This is a genomic window from Paenibacillus sp. Z3-2, assembly GCF_054161325.1.
Genome location: NZ_CP096397.1, coordinates 5,105,899 through 5,124,652, shown reverse-complemented (window position 1 = coordinate 5,124,652; position 18,754 = coordinate 5,105,899). Strand labels below are relative to the sequence as shown.

The window sequence follows — 18,754 nt, the reverse complement described above, 5'->3', positions numbered from 1 at the left end:
CAATGGACGGGTTAATAGCGTTTCGGAGTTTAGGGAATGGATATTTTATGGAGGTGCAGTCATCCGTGGCAGAGCAATGGATCTATTTGGATGGTCAGTATGTGACCAAGGAGAACGCAACCGTTTCGGTATATGACCATGGATTTTTGTATGGAGACGGGATTTTCGAAGGTATTCGGATCTATAACGGAAACATTTTTAGATGTAAGGCCCATCTGGATCGTTTGTATGATTCGGCGAAATCCATCAGTTTGAATATCCCGCTGTCTATTGATGAGATGCTGGAAGTGATGGCCGAAACAGTACGACGTAATGATATGCGTAACGGCTATATTCGTCTTATTGTATCGCGTGGCCCTGGTAATCTGGGATTGGACCCGCTACGTTGCCCTAAGGCATCCGTAATCATCATCGTGGAGCAATTGGCGATCTATCCGGAAGAAGCGTATCTTACAGGGTTGAAAGCAGTGTCCGTATCCCAACGCCGGAACATTCCGGATGCATTAAATCCAAAAATTAAATCATTGAACTATCTGAATAACATCCTGGTTAAAATTCAATCCAACTATTCAGGTGCCGGTGAAGCGATTATGCTGAATTCCCAAGGGTACGTTACTGAGGGTTCAAGTGATAACATCTTCATCATCAAAAATGGTGTAGTATACACGCCTCCTTGTTATCTCGGAGCACTTGAAGGGATTACACGTCAAGCCATTATCGATCTATGTGGCGAGCTTGAGCTTGAATTAAAAGAAATTCCATTCACCCTTCATGATGTGTATATTGCAGATGAAGTCTTTTTCACCGGGACAGCTGCAGAAGTTATTGCCGCATACGAAGTGGATGGAAGAACGATTGGTACGGGTGTAGCAGGTCCGATAACGCTGAGACTGCTGGAAGCATTCCGCCAGATCGTTGACAAAGATGGCTACAAAGTGTGGGAATCTTAAGTTTGAATTGAATAGCATAGGGAATAAGAATCCTCCTTGTCCGATAAAATTCAGCATACCTGGTGTATGAGGATTTTAGAGACAGGAGGATTTTTTTTGTTTAGTTGATGTCATTAGCCCGGTTTCTGCATAGGATGTAGTAACGGTATGGGCGAATGTACTGCCCAAGTATGACGTCTAGGAGGTTAGTTCCCTGTGAAAATACACATGGTGAAAAAAGGCGACACATTATATCTGCTGTCCCAAAAATACAATGTAGCGCTGGACAAATTGATTGCGGCTAATCCGCAAATCACAAATCCCGACAAGCTGGACATTGGTATGAAGGTCAAAATTCCTGCAGAGCCAGTAACACCGAAGCCTGAAGGCGTGCTTCACAGTCACAAGGTTCAGCAAGGGGATTCGTTATGGAAGTTGTCACAAGCTTGGGGAGTTCCTTTGAAAGATATGATCAATGCCAATCCACAGTTGAAAAATCCGAACGCTCTGCTGGTGGGGGAAACAGTTTATATTCCATCTATGCACGCACAAGGAAACAACGCATCTAATTCGGGTGCCAGCAACATCGCTGCTCATGAAAAGTTGTCGCCTGAAGGTAAGGAATACACGGGAGTAAAAGAAGAGCCTGCACCACCGGTACCTGTCGCGCCAAGTCCTCCTCCGGTATCAGAGGTTCCAGTACCCGTCCCACCGCCAGCTAACCCGGTAATGCCGAATGTAATGCCAGAACTGGAGATGCTGCCACAGTTGCCTGAGCTTCCTGAAGTGAAACCCGAAAAGGAAAAGCACAAAAAGGAAGAGGCTAAACCCGAAGTTCATGTAAAACCGGTAGCAGAAACCAAGGAATACACAATGCCCAATCTTTCACCTGAAATTATGCCTTTGCCAGTAATGCCTAATACCAAGTCTCCGGTTGAGGTTGCACCATCAACGAAAAAGCCTTGTGGTTGTGGTAATAAATTGCATCATGCGCCAGCGGAGCACCCTTATGTTCAAATCCCGGTACCTGCACAAGAGGTGTACGTTGTTCAGCAAGACATGTACACGGCAGGAGCGAGCAATAATGCGCCATTTCCAGGTATTCCGGAAGTGAGTCCTTATGGTGGCAGTGATCTGTCGAACAGTCCGTGGACTGGGGCGGAGCAAAGCCATAACCACAACAACGTTATGCCAAATGTGTTCGCAGGCATGCAAAACAATTCATTTCCAATTGCACCAGCTGCCCATGTAAACAGTCCATTCCCAACCTATACAGCACCTAGCCATATGAATCATCAGCCACCGTTCATATCTCCGTATTCGATGCTTCCGTACCCGCCATGCGGATGTGGTTCACATACACACATGCCTCAGTATACTTATCCTACTCATGGTTATCAGGATTCGGCTTGGAATATGTACGGTCCTTCGTATGGTATGCCACCTGAAATGTCAACATCAACGATGCCGCATCAGCCCATAGAGTATGCTTATCAGAATCCATATCCTACACAGAACATGGTCCCTCCGTCCCCGCTTGGTGCTTTTGGTGATTTGTACCCTCCACAGGGCCAAGGCAAGGGTGGTAAAAAGGAGGGACGTGACGACGCAAACTTAAGTCAGGTAGCAATGGATGAGGCTGGAGCGGATTCGGAGGCAAAGTCCAAGCAAGACGGGAATAAGCCGGCAGCTGCGAAACGCAGAACAAACAACAAAGCTCCTCTGAAGAACAAATCCAAGGTATCCGTGTCCGGAAAAACATCCAGAGAAGGTGCAACATCTTCCAACCAACGGAAATCCAATAAAAAACGTCGTAATCCATGGATTCAAAACTAACCTAATGGATTGCAATTGGTGAAGTAGTAGGTACTTGTTATATCAGGCGAGAAGCCAGCTTTGTAAGAAAGAGCTGGCTTCCCGTTTACCAGGGTAGACATTGAGTTTCACATAACGGAGATAAAGTGTTCAGGACTGCTGGAGAGCATTTTGTTGCGAAAGTATTGTGAACCCTTTCAGAAGTGTGTTAGAATATTTGTACCCTATGAGCGCACCATTATGATAGGACAAGGTAGGGGATATTAGTGGCGGTTTTAGATAATGCAAAACTATTAAAGAAAAAATGAAAATAACTGTTGCATTAGATTCAACCATATGATATATTATTTAAGTCGCCGCTGAAACACACGGCTGACACGGGAAACACAATGAATGATGAAAAAGAAGTTTGATCTTTGAAAACTGAACAACGAGTGAGTAAACATTCTGCTTGCAGAATGAACGCGAAAGTTTGAAACAAGTCTTGGCTTGAATCGACTGGAGCACAAATGAGATTTTTAATCTCGTCAGATTCAAAATGAGCTTATCGCTCTTTTCAATTTATTGGAGAGTTTGATCCTGGCTCAGGACGAACGCTGGCGGCATGCCTAATACATGCAAGTCGAGCGGAGTTGATAGGAAGCTTGCTTCCTGGATACTTAGCGGCGGACGGGTGAGTAACACGTAGGCAACCTGCCCTCAAGTTTGGGACAACTACCGGAAACGGTAGCTAATACCGAATAATTGTTTTCTTCGCCTGAAGAGAACTGGAAAGACGGAGCAATCTGTCACTTGGGGATGGGCCTGCGGCGCATTAGCTAGTTGGTGAGGTAACGGCTCACCAAGGCGACGATGCGTAGCCGACCTGAGAGGGTGATCGGCCACACTGGGACTGAGACACGGCCCAGACTCCTACGGGAGGCAGCAGTAGGGAATCTTCCGCAATGGGCGAAAGCCTGACGGAGCAATGCCGCGTGAGTGATGAAGGTTTTCGGATCGTAAAGCTCTGTTGCCAGGGAAGAACGCTTGGGAGAGTAACTGCTCTCAAGGTGACGGTACCTGAGAAGAAAGCCCCGGCTAACTACGTGCCAGCAGCCGCGGTAATACGTAGGGGGCAAGCGTTGTCCGGAATTATTGGGCGTAAAGCGCGCGCAGGCGGTCATTTAAGTCTGGTGTTTAATCCCGGGGCTCAACCCCGGATCGCACTGGAAACTGGGTGACTTGAGTGCAGAAGAGGAGAGTGGAATTCCACGTGTAGCGGTGAAATGCGTAGATATGTGGAGGAACACCAGTGGCGAAGGCGACTCTCTGGGCTGTAACTGACGCTGAGGCGCGAAAGCGTGGGGAGCAAACAGGATTAGATACCCTGGTAGTCCACGCCGTAAACGATGAGTGCTAGGTGTTAGGGGTTTCGATACCCTTGGTGCCGAAGTTAACACATTAAGCACTCCGCCTGGGGAGTACGGTCGCAAGACTGAAACTCAAAGGAATTGACGGGGACCCGCACAAGCAGTGGAGTATGTGGTTTAATTCGAAGCAACGCGAAGAACCTTACCAGGTCTTGACATCCCTCTGACCGGTACAGAGATGTACCTTTCCTTCGGGACAGAGGAGACAGGTGGTGCATGGTTGTCGTCAGCTCGTGTCGTGAGATGTTGGGTTAAGTCCCGCAACGAGCGCAACCCTTATATTTAGTTGCCAGCACTTCGGGTGGGCACTCTAGATAGACTGCCGGTGACAAACCGGAGGAAGGTGGGGATGACGTCAAATCATCATGCCCCTTATGACCTGGGCTACACACGTACTACAATGGCCGGTACAACGGGCTGCGAAATCGCGAGATGGAGCCAATCCCAACAAAGCCGGTCTCAGTTCGGATTGCAGGCTGCAACTCGCCTGCATGAAGTCGGAATTGCTAGTAATCGCGGATCAGCATGCCGCGGTGAATACGTTCCCGGGTCTTGTACACACCGCCCGTCACACCACGAGAGTTTATAACACCCGAAGTCGGTGGGGTAACCGCAAGGAGCCAGCCGCCGAAGGTGGGATAGATGATTGGGGTGAAGTCGTAACAAGGTAGCCGTATCGGAAGGTGCGGCTGGATCACCTCCTTTCTATGGAGAATCGTTTCCTGTAACGGAAACATTCAAATAAGCAGGTTCTTAGAACCTGCAACCGCAATTCATTTCGGTCCTTCACCTTGGTGTGGATGAAATGAAGAGCAAAACACTCACTCGTTGCTCAGTTTTGAGAGCTCAAACTCTCAAAACAGCTTGCTTTTGCATGGAGCTTGTTCTTTGAAAACTAGATATCGAAACGAAAGTAAATGCGAATTAGAACATTCCTTTTTAGCTGAACTTGTGTAAACAAGTTTCAATAAAAACGGTAGTTAATTGCTTTTGCGATGGTATTGAATGGGAGCGACTTTTGGCTTTGCGAAAGCAAAACAAGGGAAGCGAGCAGTCAAAACCGGATCAATATGGTTAAGCTACTAAGAGCACACGGAGGATGCCTAGGCGCTAGGAGCCGATGAAGGACGTGGCGAACAACGAAACTGCCTCGGGGAGCTGTAAGCAAGCTTTGATCCGGGGGTGTCCGAATGGGGAAACCCAGCTGGGGTAATTTCCAGTTACTCACAACTGAATACATAGGTTGTGTAGAGGCATACCAGGGGAACTGAAACATCTAAGTACCCTGAGGAAGAGAAAACAATAGTGATTCCGTCAGTAGCGGCGAGCGAACGCGGAGAAGCCCAAACCAGAGAGCTTGCTCTTTGGGGTTGTGGGACGTCTCACATGGAGTTACAAAGGAACCGGTTAAGCGAAGAGGTCTGGAAAGGCCCGCCAAAGAAGGTAAAAGCCCTGTAATTGAAAGTCTGTTCCCTCCGAGACGGATCCCGAGTAGTGCGGGGCACGTGAAACCCCGTATGAATCCGGCAGGACCATCTGCCAAGGCTAAATACTTCCTAGCGACCGATAGTGAAGCAGTACCGTGAGGGAAAGGTGAAAAGCACCCCGGAAGGGGAGTGAAATAGAACCTGAAACCGTGTGCTTACAAAAAGTCAGAGCCCGTTTTAGGGGTGATGGCGTGCCTTTTGTAGAATGAACCGGCGAGTTACGTTCCCGTGCAAGGTTAAGGTGAAAAGCCGGAGCCGCAGCGAAAGCGAGTCTGAATAGGGCGAATTAGTACGTGGACGTAGACCCGAAACCGGGTGATCTACCCCTGTCCAGGGTGAAGGTGCGGTAACACGCACTGGAGGCCCGAACCCACGCATGTTGAAAAATGCGGGGATGAGGTGGGGGTAGCGGAGAAATTCCAATCGAACTCGGAGATAGCTGGTTCTCCCCGAAATAGCTTTAGGGCTAGCCTCGGAAAACAGAGTCGTGGAGGTAGAGCACTGATTGGGTGCGGGGCCCGCAAGGGTTACCAAGCTCAGTCAAACTCCGAATGCCATAGACTTACTTCCGGGAGTCAGACAGTGAGTGCTAAGATCCATTGTCAAAAGGGAAACAGCCCAGACCATCAGCTAAGGTCCCAAAGTGTGTGTTAAGTGGGAAAGGATGTGGAGTTGCACAGACAACCAGGATGTTGGCTTAGAAGCAGCCATCATTTAAAGAGTGCGTAATAGCTCACTGGTCGAGTGACTCTGCGCCGAAAATGTAACGGGGCTAAACACACCACCGAAGCTATGGCTTGATGCTTGCATCAGGGGTAGGGGAGCGTTGTATAAGGGTTGAAGGTGTACCGTAAGGAGCGCTGGACATTATACAAGTGAGAATGCCGGTATGAGTAACGAAAAGATCAGTGAGAATCTGATCCGCCGAAAGCCTAAGGGTTCCTGAGGAAGGCTCGTCCGCTCAGGGTAAGTCGGGACCTAAGGCGAGGCCGAAAGGCGTAGTCGAAGGACAACAGGTCGAAATTCCTGTACCACCGTAAGCCGTTATGAGCAATGGGGGGACGCAGTAGGGTAGTGACGCGGACTGATGGATGTCCGTCTAAGCAGTAAGGCTGATGTGTAGGCAAATCCGCACATCGTAAGGCTGAGCTGTGATGGGGAGTGAAAATTACAGTAGCGAAGGTCATGATCTCACACTGCCAAGAAAAGCCTCTAGCCAGGTGATGGTGCCCGTACCGCAAACCGACACAGGTAGGCGAGAAGAGTATTCTAAGGCGCGCGGAAGAACTCTCGTTAAGGAACTCGGCAAAATGACCCCGTAACTTCGGGAGAAGGGGTGCCCCGGTAGTGTGAATAGCACGAGGGGGCCGCAGTGAAAAGGCCCAAGCGACTGTTTAGCAAAAACACAGGTCTGTGCGAAGCCGTAAGGCGAAGTATACGGGCTGACGCCTGCCCGGTGCTGGAAGGTTAAGGGGAGTGGTTAGGGAGCAATCCCGAAGCTGTGAACCGAAGCCCCAGTAAACGGCGGCCGTAACTATAACGGTCCTAAGGTAGCGAAATTCCTTGTCAGGTAAATTCTGACCCGCACGAATGGCGTAACGACTTGGGCGCTGTCTCAACGAGAGATCCGGTGAAATTTTAATACCTGTGAAGATGCAGGTTACCCGCGACAAGACGGAAAGACCCCATGGAGCTTTACTGCAGCTTGATATTGAATTTGGGTACGATCTGTACAGGATAGGTGGGAGCCTTTGAAACGTGAGCGCCAGCTTGCGTGGAGGCAACGTTGGGATACCACCCTGATCGTATCTAGGTTCTAACCTGGTACCGTAATCCGGTGCGGGGACAGTGTCAGGTGGGCAGTTTGACTGGGGCGGTCGCCTCCTAAAGAGTAACGGAGGCGCCCAAAGGTTCCCTCAGAATGGTTGGAAATCATTCGAAGAGTGCAAAGGCATAAGGGAGCTTGACTGCGAGACCTACAAGTCGAGCAGGGACGAAAGTCGGGCTTAGTGATCCGGTGGTACCGCATGGAAGGGCCATCGCTCAACGGATAAAAGCTACCCTGGGGATAACAGGCTTATCTCCCCCAAGAGTCCACATCGACGGGGAGGTTTGGCACCTCGATGTCGGCTCATCGCATCCTGGGGCTGAAGTAGGTCCCAAGGGTTGGGCTGTTCGCCCATTAAAGCGGTACGCGAGCTGGGTTCAGAACGTCGTGAGACAGTTCGGTCCCTATCTGTCGTGGGCGTAGGAAATTTGAGAGGAGCTGTCCTTAGTACGAGAGGACCGGGATGGACGTACCGCTGGTGTACCAGTTGTTCCGCCAGGAGCACCGCTGGGTAGCTATGTACGGAAGGGATAAACGCTGAAAGCATCTAAGCGTGAAGCCCCCCTCAAGATGAGATTTCCCAGTATGTAAGACCCCTTGAAGACGACGAGGTAGATAGGCTGGGGGTGGAAGTGCAGCAATGCATGGAGCTGACCAGTACTAATCGGTCGAGGGCTTATCCAATAGCAAGTTTTAAATCGCAACTTTCGTTTCGAATCTAGTTTTCAGAGAACAACAACTCTGAAATGTAAGCTATGCTATGCGTTTGGTGGCGATGGCGGAGGGGTTCCACACGTACCCATCCCGAACACGACCGTTAAGCCCTCTAGCGCCGATGGTACTTGGACCGCAGGGTCCTGGGAGAGTAGGACGCCGCCAAGCGAACTCTTTCATCATACATAGAATACAGGCTCTGCATGTGGACGTTGTACGATGAGTTGCATTTGCACTGCAAATGCATATTATTCCCTGATAGCTCAGTTGGTAGAGCACTCGACTGTTAATCGAGTTGTCACAGGTTCGAGCCCTGTTCGGGGAGCCAGTAAGGCCCGTTGGTCAAGGGGTTAAGACACCTCCCTTTCACGGAGGTAACAGGGGTTCGAATCCCCTACGGGTCATATAGATGGAGGCTTAGCTCAGCTGGGAGAGCATCTGCCTTACAAGCAGAGGGTCGGGGGTTCGATCCCCTCAGCCTCCACCATATAACTTATTTTTATAACGACGCGGGGTGGAGCAGCCCGGTAGCTCGTCGGGCTCATAACCCGAAGGCCGCAGGTTCAAATCCTGCCCCCGCAATTATACTTTCCTTTGAGAAAGTGATCTGGAACCGTGGTGTAGTTGGCCTAACATGCCTGCCTGTCACGCAGGAGATCGCGGGTTCGAATCCCGTCGGTTCCGCCATTTTTATATTTATTAATACCGTATGCGGAAGTGGCTCAGCGGTAGAGCATCGCCTTGCCAAGGCGAGGGTCGCGGGTTCGATTCCCGTCTTCCGCTCCAATATTTGCGCCCTTAGCTCAGCTGGATAGAGCGTTTGACTACGAATCAAAAGGCCGGGAGTTCGAATCTCTCAGGGCGCGCCATTATAACTTCAAATTTGCCGGCGTGGCGGAATGGCAGACGCGCTCGACTCAAAATCGAGTGGGAAACCGTGGAGGTTCGAGTCCTCTCGCCGGTATATATAACGGGATGTAGCTCAGCTTGGTAGAGCACCTGGTTTGGGACCAGGGGGTCGCATGTTCAAATCGTGTCATCCCGATCTCGAAAAAGTACTATCTTATTATAGATAGTACTTTTTTATATTCACTTTTATAAATCGCGATATTGCAAGTTATTTACTATCATGACAAGCTCTCTAAAATAACATATCCAGGGTTCCCCTTCAGACGACAGGTTAGTTTTGCATAAAGCCTCGTTTTTTAGGTCACAATAGGTTTAAAAAGTGATAGAAGGGGTTCATGTGAACACGTTTAACTTCAGGAAACAATTCAAGAGACGTTGGCGACGCTGGAAACGAACACTATGGATGACTACGGCTTTGCTTGCAGTAACGATACTGGCTTACAGCGGTTTGCCTATCTCATCTACGATTGAGCGATTACTGACGACTAATTTTAGTGAAGCAACCACTGTGATGGGACCTGTTACACAGGAAACAAGATCTGAACAGGAAATCCAAGTACTCATGGAGCAACTTGATTCTGATCCGGATCATTTAACAAGTGTGGTTTTGGAAACGCAGTACATCTGTGGAGTGGAGACCGAGCAGTTAGGGAAAATGGCTAGACCACAGTTGAAGATGCTGCTGGTTCAACATCCGGAATGGGTTGCTACCGTTGGAACATCAGACGAGCTACATTTAAAACAACGTGTAGATGACCTTTCACTGCTCTGTAGACAGCAAGCGTATATAAGTATAGATGCCGTAGGTAATCTTAATTTGTACGAGGGTAAGCCAGCAGAAGAGAAGGTCATTCGTACGTTCTTTCAGTTAGATGTTGGGACGTTGGAGAGTTCTTTGCCTGAAGGAGTACTGGAGCAATTGCAGCAGGGTATTCGGATCCAGGATAAAGACGAATATGACAGCGTGATCTCTACGTTCAGTGACTATGCAGTGGATGAAGATCATCATTTAATCCGAAATGGCGGGTAACGAGTATCAGACAACACTCAACAAAATACGTGGTGTGTTTAAGGACATCGAAGAGATGTCCTTTTTGTCGTTTGAACTATAATACATGAAAATTCGAAATAACATGTAAAAAATTCATGAATAAAGGCGAGTAATCAGTTAGACAAAGTTTTTCCTGCCGCAGGGTCTATCTTTTGTTATAATGAAATGAACGATACATATGTTCGCTTTTGTGAGGGAGAGATGGTTTTGCGTTTTTTGGGAATTGACCCGGGGATTGCGATTGTTGGTTTTGGTTTTGTGGATAAAATCGGCAGTAAGGTGGTACCCGTACAATATGGATGTATTCAGACGGAAGCTCATACCCCTGAAGAGGAGCGGTTGCTTCACGTATATGAAGGTATGGTGCAATTAATTGATAAATACAAACCGGACGCAGTAGCGCTGGAGAAACTTTTTTTCAACCGGAACGTTACAACAGCGATGTCTGTCAGTCAGGCTAGAGGCGTCATGGTGCTCGCTGCCGCGCAGAAGGGTTTGCCTATTGCAGAGTATACGCCAATGCAGATCAAGCAGGCCGTTGTTGGGTACGGTAAAGCGGAGAAGAAGCAAGTACAGGAGATGGTCAAAATGTTCTTGCGTCTTCAGGTCGTTCCTAAACCGGATGACGTAGCGGATGCACTGGCTGTGGCCGTGTGCCACGCGCACTCTTATACATTAAATTCCAAGTTGAATGAGGTATTGCGAAAATGATTGATTTTCTAAGAGGACAGTTCATTCATGTAGAGAATGATTATATTGTGCTGGATGTTCATGGTGTGGGGTATCGCGTATTCTGTCCGAATCCATTTGCGTTTGCGAAGCAAGAAGGCGAAATTACGGTGTATACTCACCATCATGTGCGTGAGGATGCGATGTTGCTGTTTGGATTTGTTACACGGGATGAACAGCGTTTGTTCCGTAAATTGATTGAAGTATCTGGTATCGGTCCAAAAGTGGCACTGGGCATACTCGCTGGAGGTACACCAGAACATGTGGTTACGGCGATTTACCAGGAGAATCTTACGTTCTTGACCAAATTGCCAGGCATCGGCAAGAAGACTGCACAACGCATGATCCTCGATCTCAAGGATAAGCTGGACAGCTTTGGTGCGGCAGCATATGCAACAGGTTTGTTTGCTCCTCCATCGGAAGAGTCGGGAAGTGGTTCAGCCTGGGATGAGGCACGTGAAGGTCTCAAGGCACTTGGGTATACTGACAGTGAGCTTGATAAAGTATGGCTCAAATTGAAAAAGGATGTTACTACAGCGGATTCCGTTGATGTGTTGATGAAAAAGGCGCTGCAAATGCTGTTTACGGGATAAGACAATTTGCATATTATAATATAGCTGTAGCCTGCAAAAAAAGGTAGGGATGAACATGGATGATCGGATTATTTCCGCGAACCTGATGATGGAGGACCAAAATGTTGAGTTGAGCCTTCGTCCCCGGTATCTGAATGAATATATCGGGCAGAATCAGGTGAAGGAGAATTTAAAGATATATATTGAAGCTGCCAAATTTCGTAATGAGGCATTGGATCACGTTTTGTTATATGGACCACCTGGACTTGGTAAAACAACACTTGCCAATATTATTGCCAACGAATTGGGCGTTAACTTACGAACTACATCAGGTCCAGCCATTGAACGCCCGGGTGATCTTGCAGCATTGTTAACCAATCTGCAGGAAGGCGATGTCCTGTTTATTGATGAGATTCATCGTTTGCATCGTACGGTTGAAGAAGTCATGTACCCGGCTATGGAAGATTCCGCATTGGATATTATGATTGGTAAAGGTCCAAGTGCACGTTCCGTTCGGCTGGATCTGCCACCATTCACTCTAATTGGGGCTACAACGCGTGCTGGCTTGCTGTCTGCTCCACTTCGAGACCGATTTGGTGTTATCAGTCGCTTGGAATTCTACACGGTTGATGAGCTGGCCTATATCGTCTCACGCTCAACTGAAATTTTGGGTGTGGAGATCATCGGCGATGCTGCGGAAGAGATTGCATTGCGCTCGCGTGGGACACCGAGGATCGCGAACCGTTTGCTAAAACGAGTACGGGACTTTGCACAGGTGCGTGGTGATGGGATTATTACGCAGACACTGGCAGAAGAAGCGCTGCAACGTCTCCAGATTGATCCGCGTGGGCTGGATGATATTGATCATAAGATGCTCAAATCGATGATCAATAGTTTTCGAGGAGGCCCTGTAGGTCTGGATACAATTGCTGCTACGATCGGGGAAGAAAGTCAGACCATCGAGGATGTCTATGAACCGTATCTGCTTCAGATTGGAATGATTCAACGTACACCAAGGGGCAGGATCGTGACAGATCTCGCCTATCATCACTTGGGTCTGCCTGTTCCACCAAGAGACGGGAAATAATCGAGCCAGTTGAATATTCACCACACCATTGAAATAATTACGTGTTAACCTGATATAAAATGAAAGAAATGCATGGAGAGGAGTCTGATTGTGGGAAAAGCAATACGAACGAAGAAGTGGAGTCGTCGATTGAAGGTACTGGCGGCAGCTCTTTTGACAGTAGGTTGTCTACAAGTACCTGCTTATGCAGCAGGAAATGATGGACAGACGATCCGGGTAGCCATGTTTGCGAATTTGGGCAGTACGTATAAATCAACTACACCGCTCATTACGCTTGAATCGACGGGACAATGGAGTATCCAATCAGAGAGTGGCGCTAATTTAAGCCTTCCGACAGGGCAAGTCCGTTTCAGTGCTGATGGATTCCGAGTGAAGGTGTTGGAAACATCGGACTTTAAGGCAGCATCTGCAGCGGCAAAGTTGTTGCAGGCAACCGCGGATAAGCCGTTGTTGTTCACAACCTCTCTGAATGGTAATGCCATCTACCAGCTCTATACGGGCAACTATGCAACAGAGGCACTGGCTGGACAAGCTGTTACACGGGTACAAAAGGTAGCAGCAGCTCAATTGGCGGGTCAGAAGCCAGCTGTAACAGGAAGTAAGCGCCTGTCTGCTGGAACCTATGGTTCGATTCAGGAAGCAGAGGCAGCACAAGGCAACCTTTTGGCAACAGGAGTCAATGCTTATCCAGTCCTTCAATTGAATGGGGGAAGTCAAGCATATTCGGTATGGGTTGGTGAAGCTTCAACGGATGCGGAATTATCCACATTGAAGAACAGTGTAGAAGCCAAAGCTCCGGGGGTAAGCCTTACACCTGTCAACAATAGTGCAGGGCTAATCATCCGTCAGGATGCAGGATTAAGTACGGATGCACTCAAAACAGCTCCGCATTACACGATTGCAGGTAGTGAATCCAAAGCATTGGTACAAGGAAATGGAAATGGTATCAAAGTCGTGGAACGATCCCAACGAACGTATCGTGGAGATATGGAAATCAGCATCTTGAGCGGTGACCTGGCGTTGGTCAATGTTGTTCCGCTAGAGCAATACCTTTACTCGGTCGTAGGCGCAGAGGTGTATTCCTCTTGGCCTGCTGAGGCTCTGAAAGTTCAAGCCGTAGCTGCTCGATCTTACGCCCTTCAACAGGGTGAACGCTTTAAAATTGCCAATGTGGTGGATACAACACTTAGCCAGGCCTATAACGGGATTGGTTCGGAGAATGATAAAGTATCCAGCGCAGTGGATGCAACGGCTGGAGAAGTGGTCAAGAGCGGTGGTAAAATCGTCGAAGCGGTGTTCTCCTCCAATGCGGGGGGCCAGACAGCTCATCCTTCTGAGGTATGGAACGGCGGAGCAGGTGTGTTCACCAATGTGGTTAGCTCAGGAGATACATCAGCCCAGGCAGGATTACATACGTGGTACCATGTGCTGCTCAATTCAGGTGTTAGCGGGTATATTCGTGAGGATAACATCAAAGAATTAACGACCAAGACCGAGGCGGGACTGGCGAAAGTGACGGTAACGGCTCAGAATACCAATGTGCGTCCCATTCCGTTAATTCAATCCACTGTTGAACCTGTAGCTAAAATGAATCCAGGCAACGAAGCCGTTGTACTGGCAAAAGTCGCTCAATCCAATGACTATGCTTGGGTGAGAGGACCTTTCACGTCTGCCCAGTTGGTTAAGTCCCTTCAGGGTAAAACGACAGCATCTGTTCCTGCGTCAATCTCAACTTTGGAAGTAACCAAGCGTGGACCTTCCGGAAGAGCACTTGAAGTTACTGCCAACGGACAAGCTATGACGGTGAAATATGCCGATACATACCGCTCTGCGCTCGGTGGATTACCGAGCACTTTATTTGATATTGCAGGGACCGGAAGTTATACTGTATTAGGCGCTGACGGCAAAACAGCCAGTAAAACCGGCTCAAAAGGTGCCTCTGTACTGTCTTCCTCAGGCACAGGAACATCATCCGGTAATGCACTTGTGGTTATGAGTGGTGATGGTCAAGCGAGAGCGGTAACGCAGGGTCAGACCTACATGTTCATCGGTCAGGGCAATGGCCACGGATTGGGCTTGTCCCAATGGGGAGCCAAAGGCATGGCAGATGAAGGGTATGATTACCAGGCAATATTGAAACACTATTATCAAAATGCGACTATTGTTAAGGAATGAAACTAAAATGAATGTGAACTTATATGATTTTGAATTACCAGAGCAATTGATTGCACAGACGCCGTTGCTTGATCGCACGGCATCCCGGTTGCTTACCTTGAACAAAGATAGTGGTGAGATTAATCATCAAACGTTTCCTGATATAATCGACTTTCTGGAGTCTGGCGATACACTGATTCTGAATGATACACGTGTTCTGCCAGCCCGTCTGTTCGGTACAAAAGAAGATACCGGAGCAAAAGCTGAAGTATTATTGCTTAAAAATGTCGAAGGCGACACGTGGGAAGCTCTGGTTAAGCCAGGGAAGAAGCTGAAGGCCGGTTCGGTCATCGTATTCGGTGATGAACTGAAGGCAATCATTAATGAAGAGGGCGAAATGGGAGCCCGTACACTTACGTTTACGTATGATGGGATCTTCCAGGAGATACTGGACCGTCTGGGCGAGATGCCGTTGCCACCTTATATCAAAGAGACCTTGGATGACCGCGAAAGGTATCAGACTGTATATGCCAAGCATGAAGGATCGGCGGCTGCACCTACAGCGGGACTGCATTTTACGGATGAATTGTTGGATCAGATTCGTGCCAAAGGTGTTAATGTGGCCTTCATTACGCTTCATGTAGGACTGGGAACGTTCAGACCGATGTCGGTCGACGTCGTAGAAGATCATGTCATGCATGAGGAGTATTACTCCTTGTCACAAGAAACAGCAGACCTGATTAACCGGACCAAAGAGAATGGACACCGTGTTTTTGCGGTGGGTACAACGAGCTGCCGTACTTTGGAAACGGTAGGCAGTAAATTTGAAGATGGATTACTGCAAGCAAGCAGCGGATGGACGAGCATTTTCATCTATCCAGGCTATTCCTTTAAAGTGATCGATGGGATGCTTACGAATTTTCATCTTCCGAAATCCACGTTGGTTATGTTGGTTAGTGCACTTGCAGGCAGGAAACATATAATGCAGGCATATGAGGAAGCCATCCAAGAACAATACCGTTTCTTCAGCTTCGGCGATGCTATGTTGATATATTAATATAACGATTAACTTTTAGAGGATGATTAAAACCAATGGCAGCAATTACGTATGAACATATCAAAACTTGTAAACAATCCGGTGCACGTCTGGGGCGTGTGCATACACCTCACGGTATTATTGAGACACCGACCTTTATGCCTGTAGGTACACAGGCGACCGTCAAAACAATGAGCCCTGAAGAGTTAAAAGAAATGGATGCTCAGATTATTTTGAGTAATACCTATCACCTGTTTCTCAGACCAGGACATGAAATCATTCGTGAAGCTGGCGGATTGCACAAATTCATGAACTGGGATCGTCCAATTCTGACGGACAGCGGCGGATTCCAAGTATTTTCTCTTAGTGAGATGCGCAAAATTACAGAAGAAGGCGTTAACTTCCGCTCCCATCTGAATGGAGACAAGAAGTTCCTTTCTCCTGAGGTGGCAATGGAAATCCAGAATGCACTTGGCTCCGATATTATGATGGCTTTCGATGAATGCCCACCGTATCCGGCTGAATATGAATATGTAAAAAAATCACTCGAAAGAACGAGCCGCTGGGCAGAACGTTGTCTCGAAAGTCACGCTCGTCCACATGACCAAGGTCTGTTTGCCATCGTACAGGGAGGCATGCATGAAGATCTTCGCCGTCAGAGCGCCGCAGATTTGACTTCCATGGATTTCCCGGGGTATGCTATTGGTGGACTGAGTGTTGGAGAACCGAAACATTTGATGTATGGTGTATTGGATTACACATTACCTTTGTTGCCGTCCAATAAACCACGTTATTTGATGGGGGTAGGTTCGCCCGATGCGTTGATTGAGGGATCAATTCGTGGAGTGGACATGTTCGATTGTGTTCTGCCTACTCGTATTGCCCGTAACGGAACAACGATGACCAGCCAGGGACGACTGGTAGTTCGCAATGCCAAGTTTGCAACTGATTTTGGGCCACTTGACCCTGAATGTGATTGCTATACTTGTCGCAACTATTCCAGAGCTTACCTGCGTCATTTGATCAAAGCAGATGAAACATTTGGCCTGCGTTTGACGACGATCCATAATCTTCATTTCTTGCAGAATTTGATGCGTAATGTACGTAAAGCCATTATGGAAGATCGTTTGCTTGATTTCCGGGATGAATTTTTCGATCAATATGGTCTTCATGACAATGACAAAGGTTTCTGATTGAGGCTTTAAGGAAACCTTCGTAACAAGCAATATCTGTATGTATAGTCGATAAGGGGGAGTTTGAATGTTTCAGGGAATGTCTTTAACAGCAACGGGAGCAGGCGGTGGAATTGTATCTTTGATCGTACCTTTGGTACTCATGGTTGCGATTTTCTACTTCTTGATGATTCGTCCACAGAACAAAAAGCAAAAGCAACGGAATTCCATGCTGAGCCAATTGAAAAAAGGCGATAAAATTGTAACGATTGGTGGCCTTCACGGCACGATCGCTGAGATTACGGACGATGTGGTTGTATTGCGTGTAAACGATGTAACTAAGCTTACGTTTGACCGTAATGCAATCAGTACGGCTGTAGCTCGTGACACGGCTGTTGAATAGTTACTGTAACATAGAATAACGAGGGTGCGTTTGTGGCGTATTCCCTAGTAGAGAACCAGTCTCCTTGGAGATCGGTTCTCTTTTTGTTTTTATGAGGGAAGGTCGATGTACTTCACCAGTGAATTAGGAACGATGCGTGTTAACGCCGAACATGCCACCAAGAGCTGAAATGAAGAAGGCACTGAGCAGTTGCAAACTATCTTTCCAATTAAACGAAGCATCCAGTGCGAGAAATCCGATCAACAGCACAAGGAGTCCATATACGATTCCGGTAATCCCTCCGTAGTACCATCCTTTTTCACCAGAGCGTTTGCCTGCCACAAAACCACCGACCAATAACGACAAGCCATGAACAACATAGGTATAGAGCGAGAGGTCCTGTTCCCGCATTCCGCTCATCCACAGAAACAAGGAGAGAATTAATGCTCCGATAAACATCCATACAAAAGCCTGACAGAGGCCTGACAGAATCGGATTGGACACTCGAAACGAAACCAAGCGGCGGATCAATTGCATGAAGCAACCCCCTTGTACGAGTTATAAGTTAATACAGTGTATGGTCAAGCCTTCGGACTTATGAACTGAATTTCCATTAAATGAACGGATTATTTCTGCATGAGCATGTAAGGTTCAGGTCAAAATAGGGATTGCACTACAACTAACTGTAAAAAACTCAGTTTCGAAGGAGGACCCCTGTTGTGAACTTCCCAGATGTCGGATCACATATCTTTCGAACCATTCTCATGTACTTTCTTGTGTATTGTGCTATTCGGGTTATGGGTAAACGCGAGATCGGTAAACTATCTATGTTTGATCTGGTCGTGTCGATTATGCTCGCTGAGATGGGAGCTTTTGTCATAGAAGATATCGATAAACCACTTTTTCATGGCATTGTACCCATGCTGACTGTCATTTTAGTGCAGATTGGGATGGCTTATGCAGGTCTTAAAAGTCGGGGGCTTCGCTTAATGATTGATGGCAAACCTACCGTATTGATCTCCAAAGGCGTTCTTCATCGGGATGTGATGCGTAAACAGCGATATAACCTGGATGATCTGTTGTTACAGCTCCGTGAACAGAATGTAGATAGTATAGGTGAGGTTGATTTCGCAATATTGGAGACCACAGGTAAGCTGACCGTCTTTCCAAAAGATCAGACTGCTTCTAATGGCAGCAGTTCTTCGAACTCTGACTCAGAAGGGTCTTCTTCCAGTAAATCCAAAGCAGGGAAAAATGAAATCGACGGATTTCCAAATATCAAATATGAAGGTCTGCCACTGCCTCTGATTATGGACGGTAAAGTTCAGGATCAGAATCTGGAACTCATCCAGAAAACAAGATTTTGGCTAAAAAATGAGATTCAACAGAATGGAATTCTGGAATTTAAAGATGTATTTATATGCTCTATCGACCACAATGGCAAAGTGTATGTAAGTCCAAAAGGTGATAAAAAATGAAG

General features: G+C 47.6%; 12 protein-coding genes, 9 tRNA genes and 3 rRNA genes. 23 read left to right on the top strand and 1 reads right to left on the bottom strand.

Features of this window, described 5'->3' with window-relative positions; genetic code table 11:
• Nucleotides 1–65: 65 nt before the first annotated feature.
• The 22 genes from ilvE to yajC all read left to right on the top strand — a co-directional run bounded on the left by ilvE (nt 66) and on the right by yajC (nt 17,295).
• On the top strand, nt 66–950 hold the full coding sequence (ilvE, locus tag M1D71_RS22950) for a branched-chain-amino-acid transaminase (RefSeq protein ID WP_458123819.1): 885 nt from the start codon (nt 66–68) through the stop codon (nt 948–950).
• A gap of 195 nt (nt 951–1,145) precedes the next feature.
• Nucleotides 1,146–2,765 carry a LysM peptidoglycan-binding domain-containing protein gene (locus M1D71_RS22945; RefSeq protein WP_458123818.1) on the top strand — a complete coding sequence of 540 codons (1,620 nt, stop codon included), beginning with the start codon at nt 1,146–1,148 and terminating at the stop codon, nt 2,763–2,765.
• A gap of 540 nt (nt 2,766–3,305) precedes the next feature.
• Nucleotides 3,306–4,858 (top strand): 16S ribosomal RNA (locus M1D71_RS22940).
• Nucleotides 4,859–5,225: 367 nt separating this feature from the next.
• Nucleotides 5,226–8,152, top strand: a 23S ribosomal RNA gene (locus M1D71_RS22935).
• 81 nt (nt 8,153–8,233) lie between these two features.
• Nucleotides 8,234–8,350 (top strand): 5S ribosomal RNA (rrf, locus tag M1D71_RS22930).
• The 16S, 23S and 5S rRNA genes sit together here with 9 tRNA genes alongside, the layout of an rRNA operon.
• Nucleotides 8,351–8,434: 84 nt before the next feature.
• A tRNA-Asn gene (locus tag M1D71_RS22925) sits at nt 8,435–8,510 on the top strand.
• A 4-nt stretch (nt 8,511–8,514) separates the two neighbouring features.
• Nucleotides 8,515–8,586, top strand: a tRNA-Glu gene (locus M1D71_RS22920).
• Between the two features lie 7 nt (nt 8,587–8,593).
• Nucleotides 8,594–8,669, top strand: a tRNA-Val gene (locus tag M1D71_RS22915).
• A gap of 21 nt (nt 8,670–8,690) precedes the next feature.
• Nucleotides 8,691–8,764: transfer RNA gene (locus M1D71_RS22910), tRNA-Met, on the top strand.
• A 27-nt stretch (nt 8,765–8,791) separates the two neighbouring features.
• A tRNA-Asp gene (locus M1D71_RS22905) sits at nt 8,792–8,869 on the top strand.
• Between the two features lie 24 nt (nt 8,870–8,893).
• A tRNA-Gly gene (locus M1D71_RS22900) sits at nt 8,894–8,968 on the top strand.
• 6 nt (nt 8,969–8,974) lie between these two features.
• Nucleotides 8,975–9,051: transfer RNA gene (locus M1D71_RS22895), tRNA-Arg, on the top strand.
• Nucleotides 9,052–9,067: 16 nt separating this feature from the next.
• Nucleotides 9,068–9,146, top strand: a tRNA-Leu gene (locus M1D71_RS22890).
• Nucleotides 9,147–9,153: 7 nt separating this feature from the next.
• Nucleotides 9,154–9,227, top strand: a tRNA-Pro gene (locus M1D71_RS22885).
• 201 nt (nt 9,228–9,428) lie between these two features.
• Nucleotides 9,429–10,121: a BofC C-terminal domain-containing protein gene (locus M1D71_RS22880; RefSeq protein WP_458123817.1), complete on the top strand. Its 693-nt coding sequence runs from the start codon at nt 9,429–9,431 to the stop codon at nt 10,119–10,121.
• 228 nt (nt 10,122–10,349) lie between these two features.
• Nucleotides 10,350–10,853, top strand: coding sequence for a crossover junction endodeoxyribonuclease RuvC (gene ruvC, locus M1D71_RS22875; protein ID WP_017686765.1), 504 nt, complete (start codon nt 10,350–10,352; stop codon nt 10,851–10,853).
• Complete coding sequence (gene ruvA, locus M1D71_RS22870; protein WP_036616866.1) at nt 10,850–11,464, top strand: Holliday junction branch migration protein RuvA; 615 nt, start codon at nt 10,850–10,852, stop codon at nt 11,462–11,464. Before ruvC ends, ruvA begins: the two co-directional genes overlap by 4 nt.
• A gap of 55 nt (nt 11,465–11,519) precedes the next feature.
• Nucleotides 11,520–12,530 carry a Holliday junction branch migration DNA helicase RuvB gene (ruvB, locus tag M1D71_RS22865; protein WP_458123816.1) on the top strand — a complete coding sequence of 337 codons (1,011 nt, stop codon included), beginning with the start codon at nt 11,520–11,522 and terminating at the stop codon, nt 12,528–12,530.
• Between the two features lie 72 nt (nt 12,531–12,602).
• Nucleotides 12,603–14,705, top strand: coding sequence for a SpoIID/LytB domain-containing protein (locus tag M1D71_RS22860; RefSeq protein ID WP_458123815.1), 2,103 nt, complete (start codon nt 12,603–12,605; stop codon nt 14,703–14,705).
• A 7-nt stretch (nt 14,706–14,712) separates the two neighbouring features.
• Nucleotides 14,713–15,741 carry a tRNA preQ1(34) S-adenosylmethionine ribosyltransferase-isomerase QueA gene (gene queA / locus M1D71_RS22855; protein ID WP_458123814.1) on the top strand — a complete coding sequence of 343 codons (1,029 nt, stop codon included), beginning with the start codon at nt 14,713–14,715 and terminating at the stop codon, nt 15,739–15,741.
• A 35-nt stretch (nt 15,742–15,776) separates the two neighbouring features.
• A complete protein-coding gene (gene tgt, locus M1D71_RS22850; protein ID WP_036616872.1) occupies nt 15,777–16,913 on the top strand; it encodes a tRNA guanosine(34) transglycosylase Tgt in 1,137 nt (378 codons plus the stop codon).
• A gap of 67 nt (nt 16,914–16,980) precedes the next feature.
• Nucleotides 16,981–17,295 carry a preprotein translocase subunit YajC gene (yajC, locus tag M1D71_RS22845; RefSeq protein WP_458123813.1) on the top strand — a complete coding sequence of 105 codons (315 nt, stop codon included), beginning with the start codon at nt 16,981–16,983 and terminating at the stop codon, nt 17,293–17,295.
• A 123-nt stretch (nt 17,296–17,418) separates the two neighbouring features.
• On the opposite strand, the gene M1D71_RS22840 is transcribed toward yajC, so the two are convergent.
• Complete coding sequence (locus M1D71_RS22840) at nt 17,419–17,811, bottom strand: TIGR04086 family membrane protein (RefSeq protein WP_017686772.1); 393 nt, start codon at nt 17,809–17,811, stop codon at nt 17,419–17,421.
• 227 nt (nt 17,812–18,038) lie between these two features.
• On the opposite strand from M1D71_RS22840, the gene M1D71_RS22835 reads away from it, so the two are divergent.
• Nucleotides 18,039–18,752 (top strand): YetF domain-containing protein, encoded by a 714-nt coding sequence (locus M1D71_RS22835; protein WP_458127331.1) that lies wholly within the window; start codon nt 18,039–18,041, stop codon nt 18,750–18,752.
• Nucleotides 18,753–18,754: the final 2 nt, after the last annotated feature.

What these genes read in the sequence shown, in the direction of transcription:
- yajC (WP_458123813.1), top strand. Translation starts at nt 16,981, where the DNA reads ATGTTTCAGGGAATGTCTTTAACAGCAACGGGAGCAGGCGGTGGAATT.
- M1D71_RS22835 (WP_458127331.1), top strand. Translation starts at nt 18,039, where the DNA reads ATGTACTTTCTTGTGTATTGTGCTATTCGGGTTATGGGTAAACGCGAG.
- queA (WP_458123814.1), top strand. Translation starts at nt 14,713, where the DNA reads ATGAATGTGAACTTATATGATTTTGAATTACCAGAGCAATTGATTGCA.
- tgt (WP_036616872.1), top strand. Translation starts at nt 15,777, where the DNA reads ATGGCAGCAATTACGTATGAACATATCAAAACTTGTAAACAATCCGGT.
- ruvB (WP_458123816.1), top strand. Translation starts at nt 11,520, where the DNA reads ATGGATGATCGGATTATTTCCGCGAACCTGATGATGGAGGACCAAAAT.
- ruvA (WP_036616866.1), top strand. Translation starts at nt 10,850, where the DNA reads ATGATTGATTTTCTAAGAGGACAGTTCATTCATGTAGAGAATGATTAT.
- M1D71_RS22860 (WP_458123815.1), top strand. Translation starts at nt 12,603, where the DNA reads ATGGAGAGGAGTCTGATTGTGGGAAAAGCAATACGAACGAAGAAGTGG.
- M1D71_RS22840 (WP_017686772.1), bottom strand. Translation starts at nt 17,811, where the DNA reads ATGCAATTGATCCGCCGCTTGGTTTCGTTTCGAGTGTCCAATCCGATT.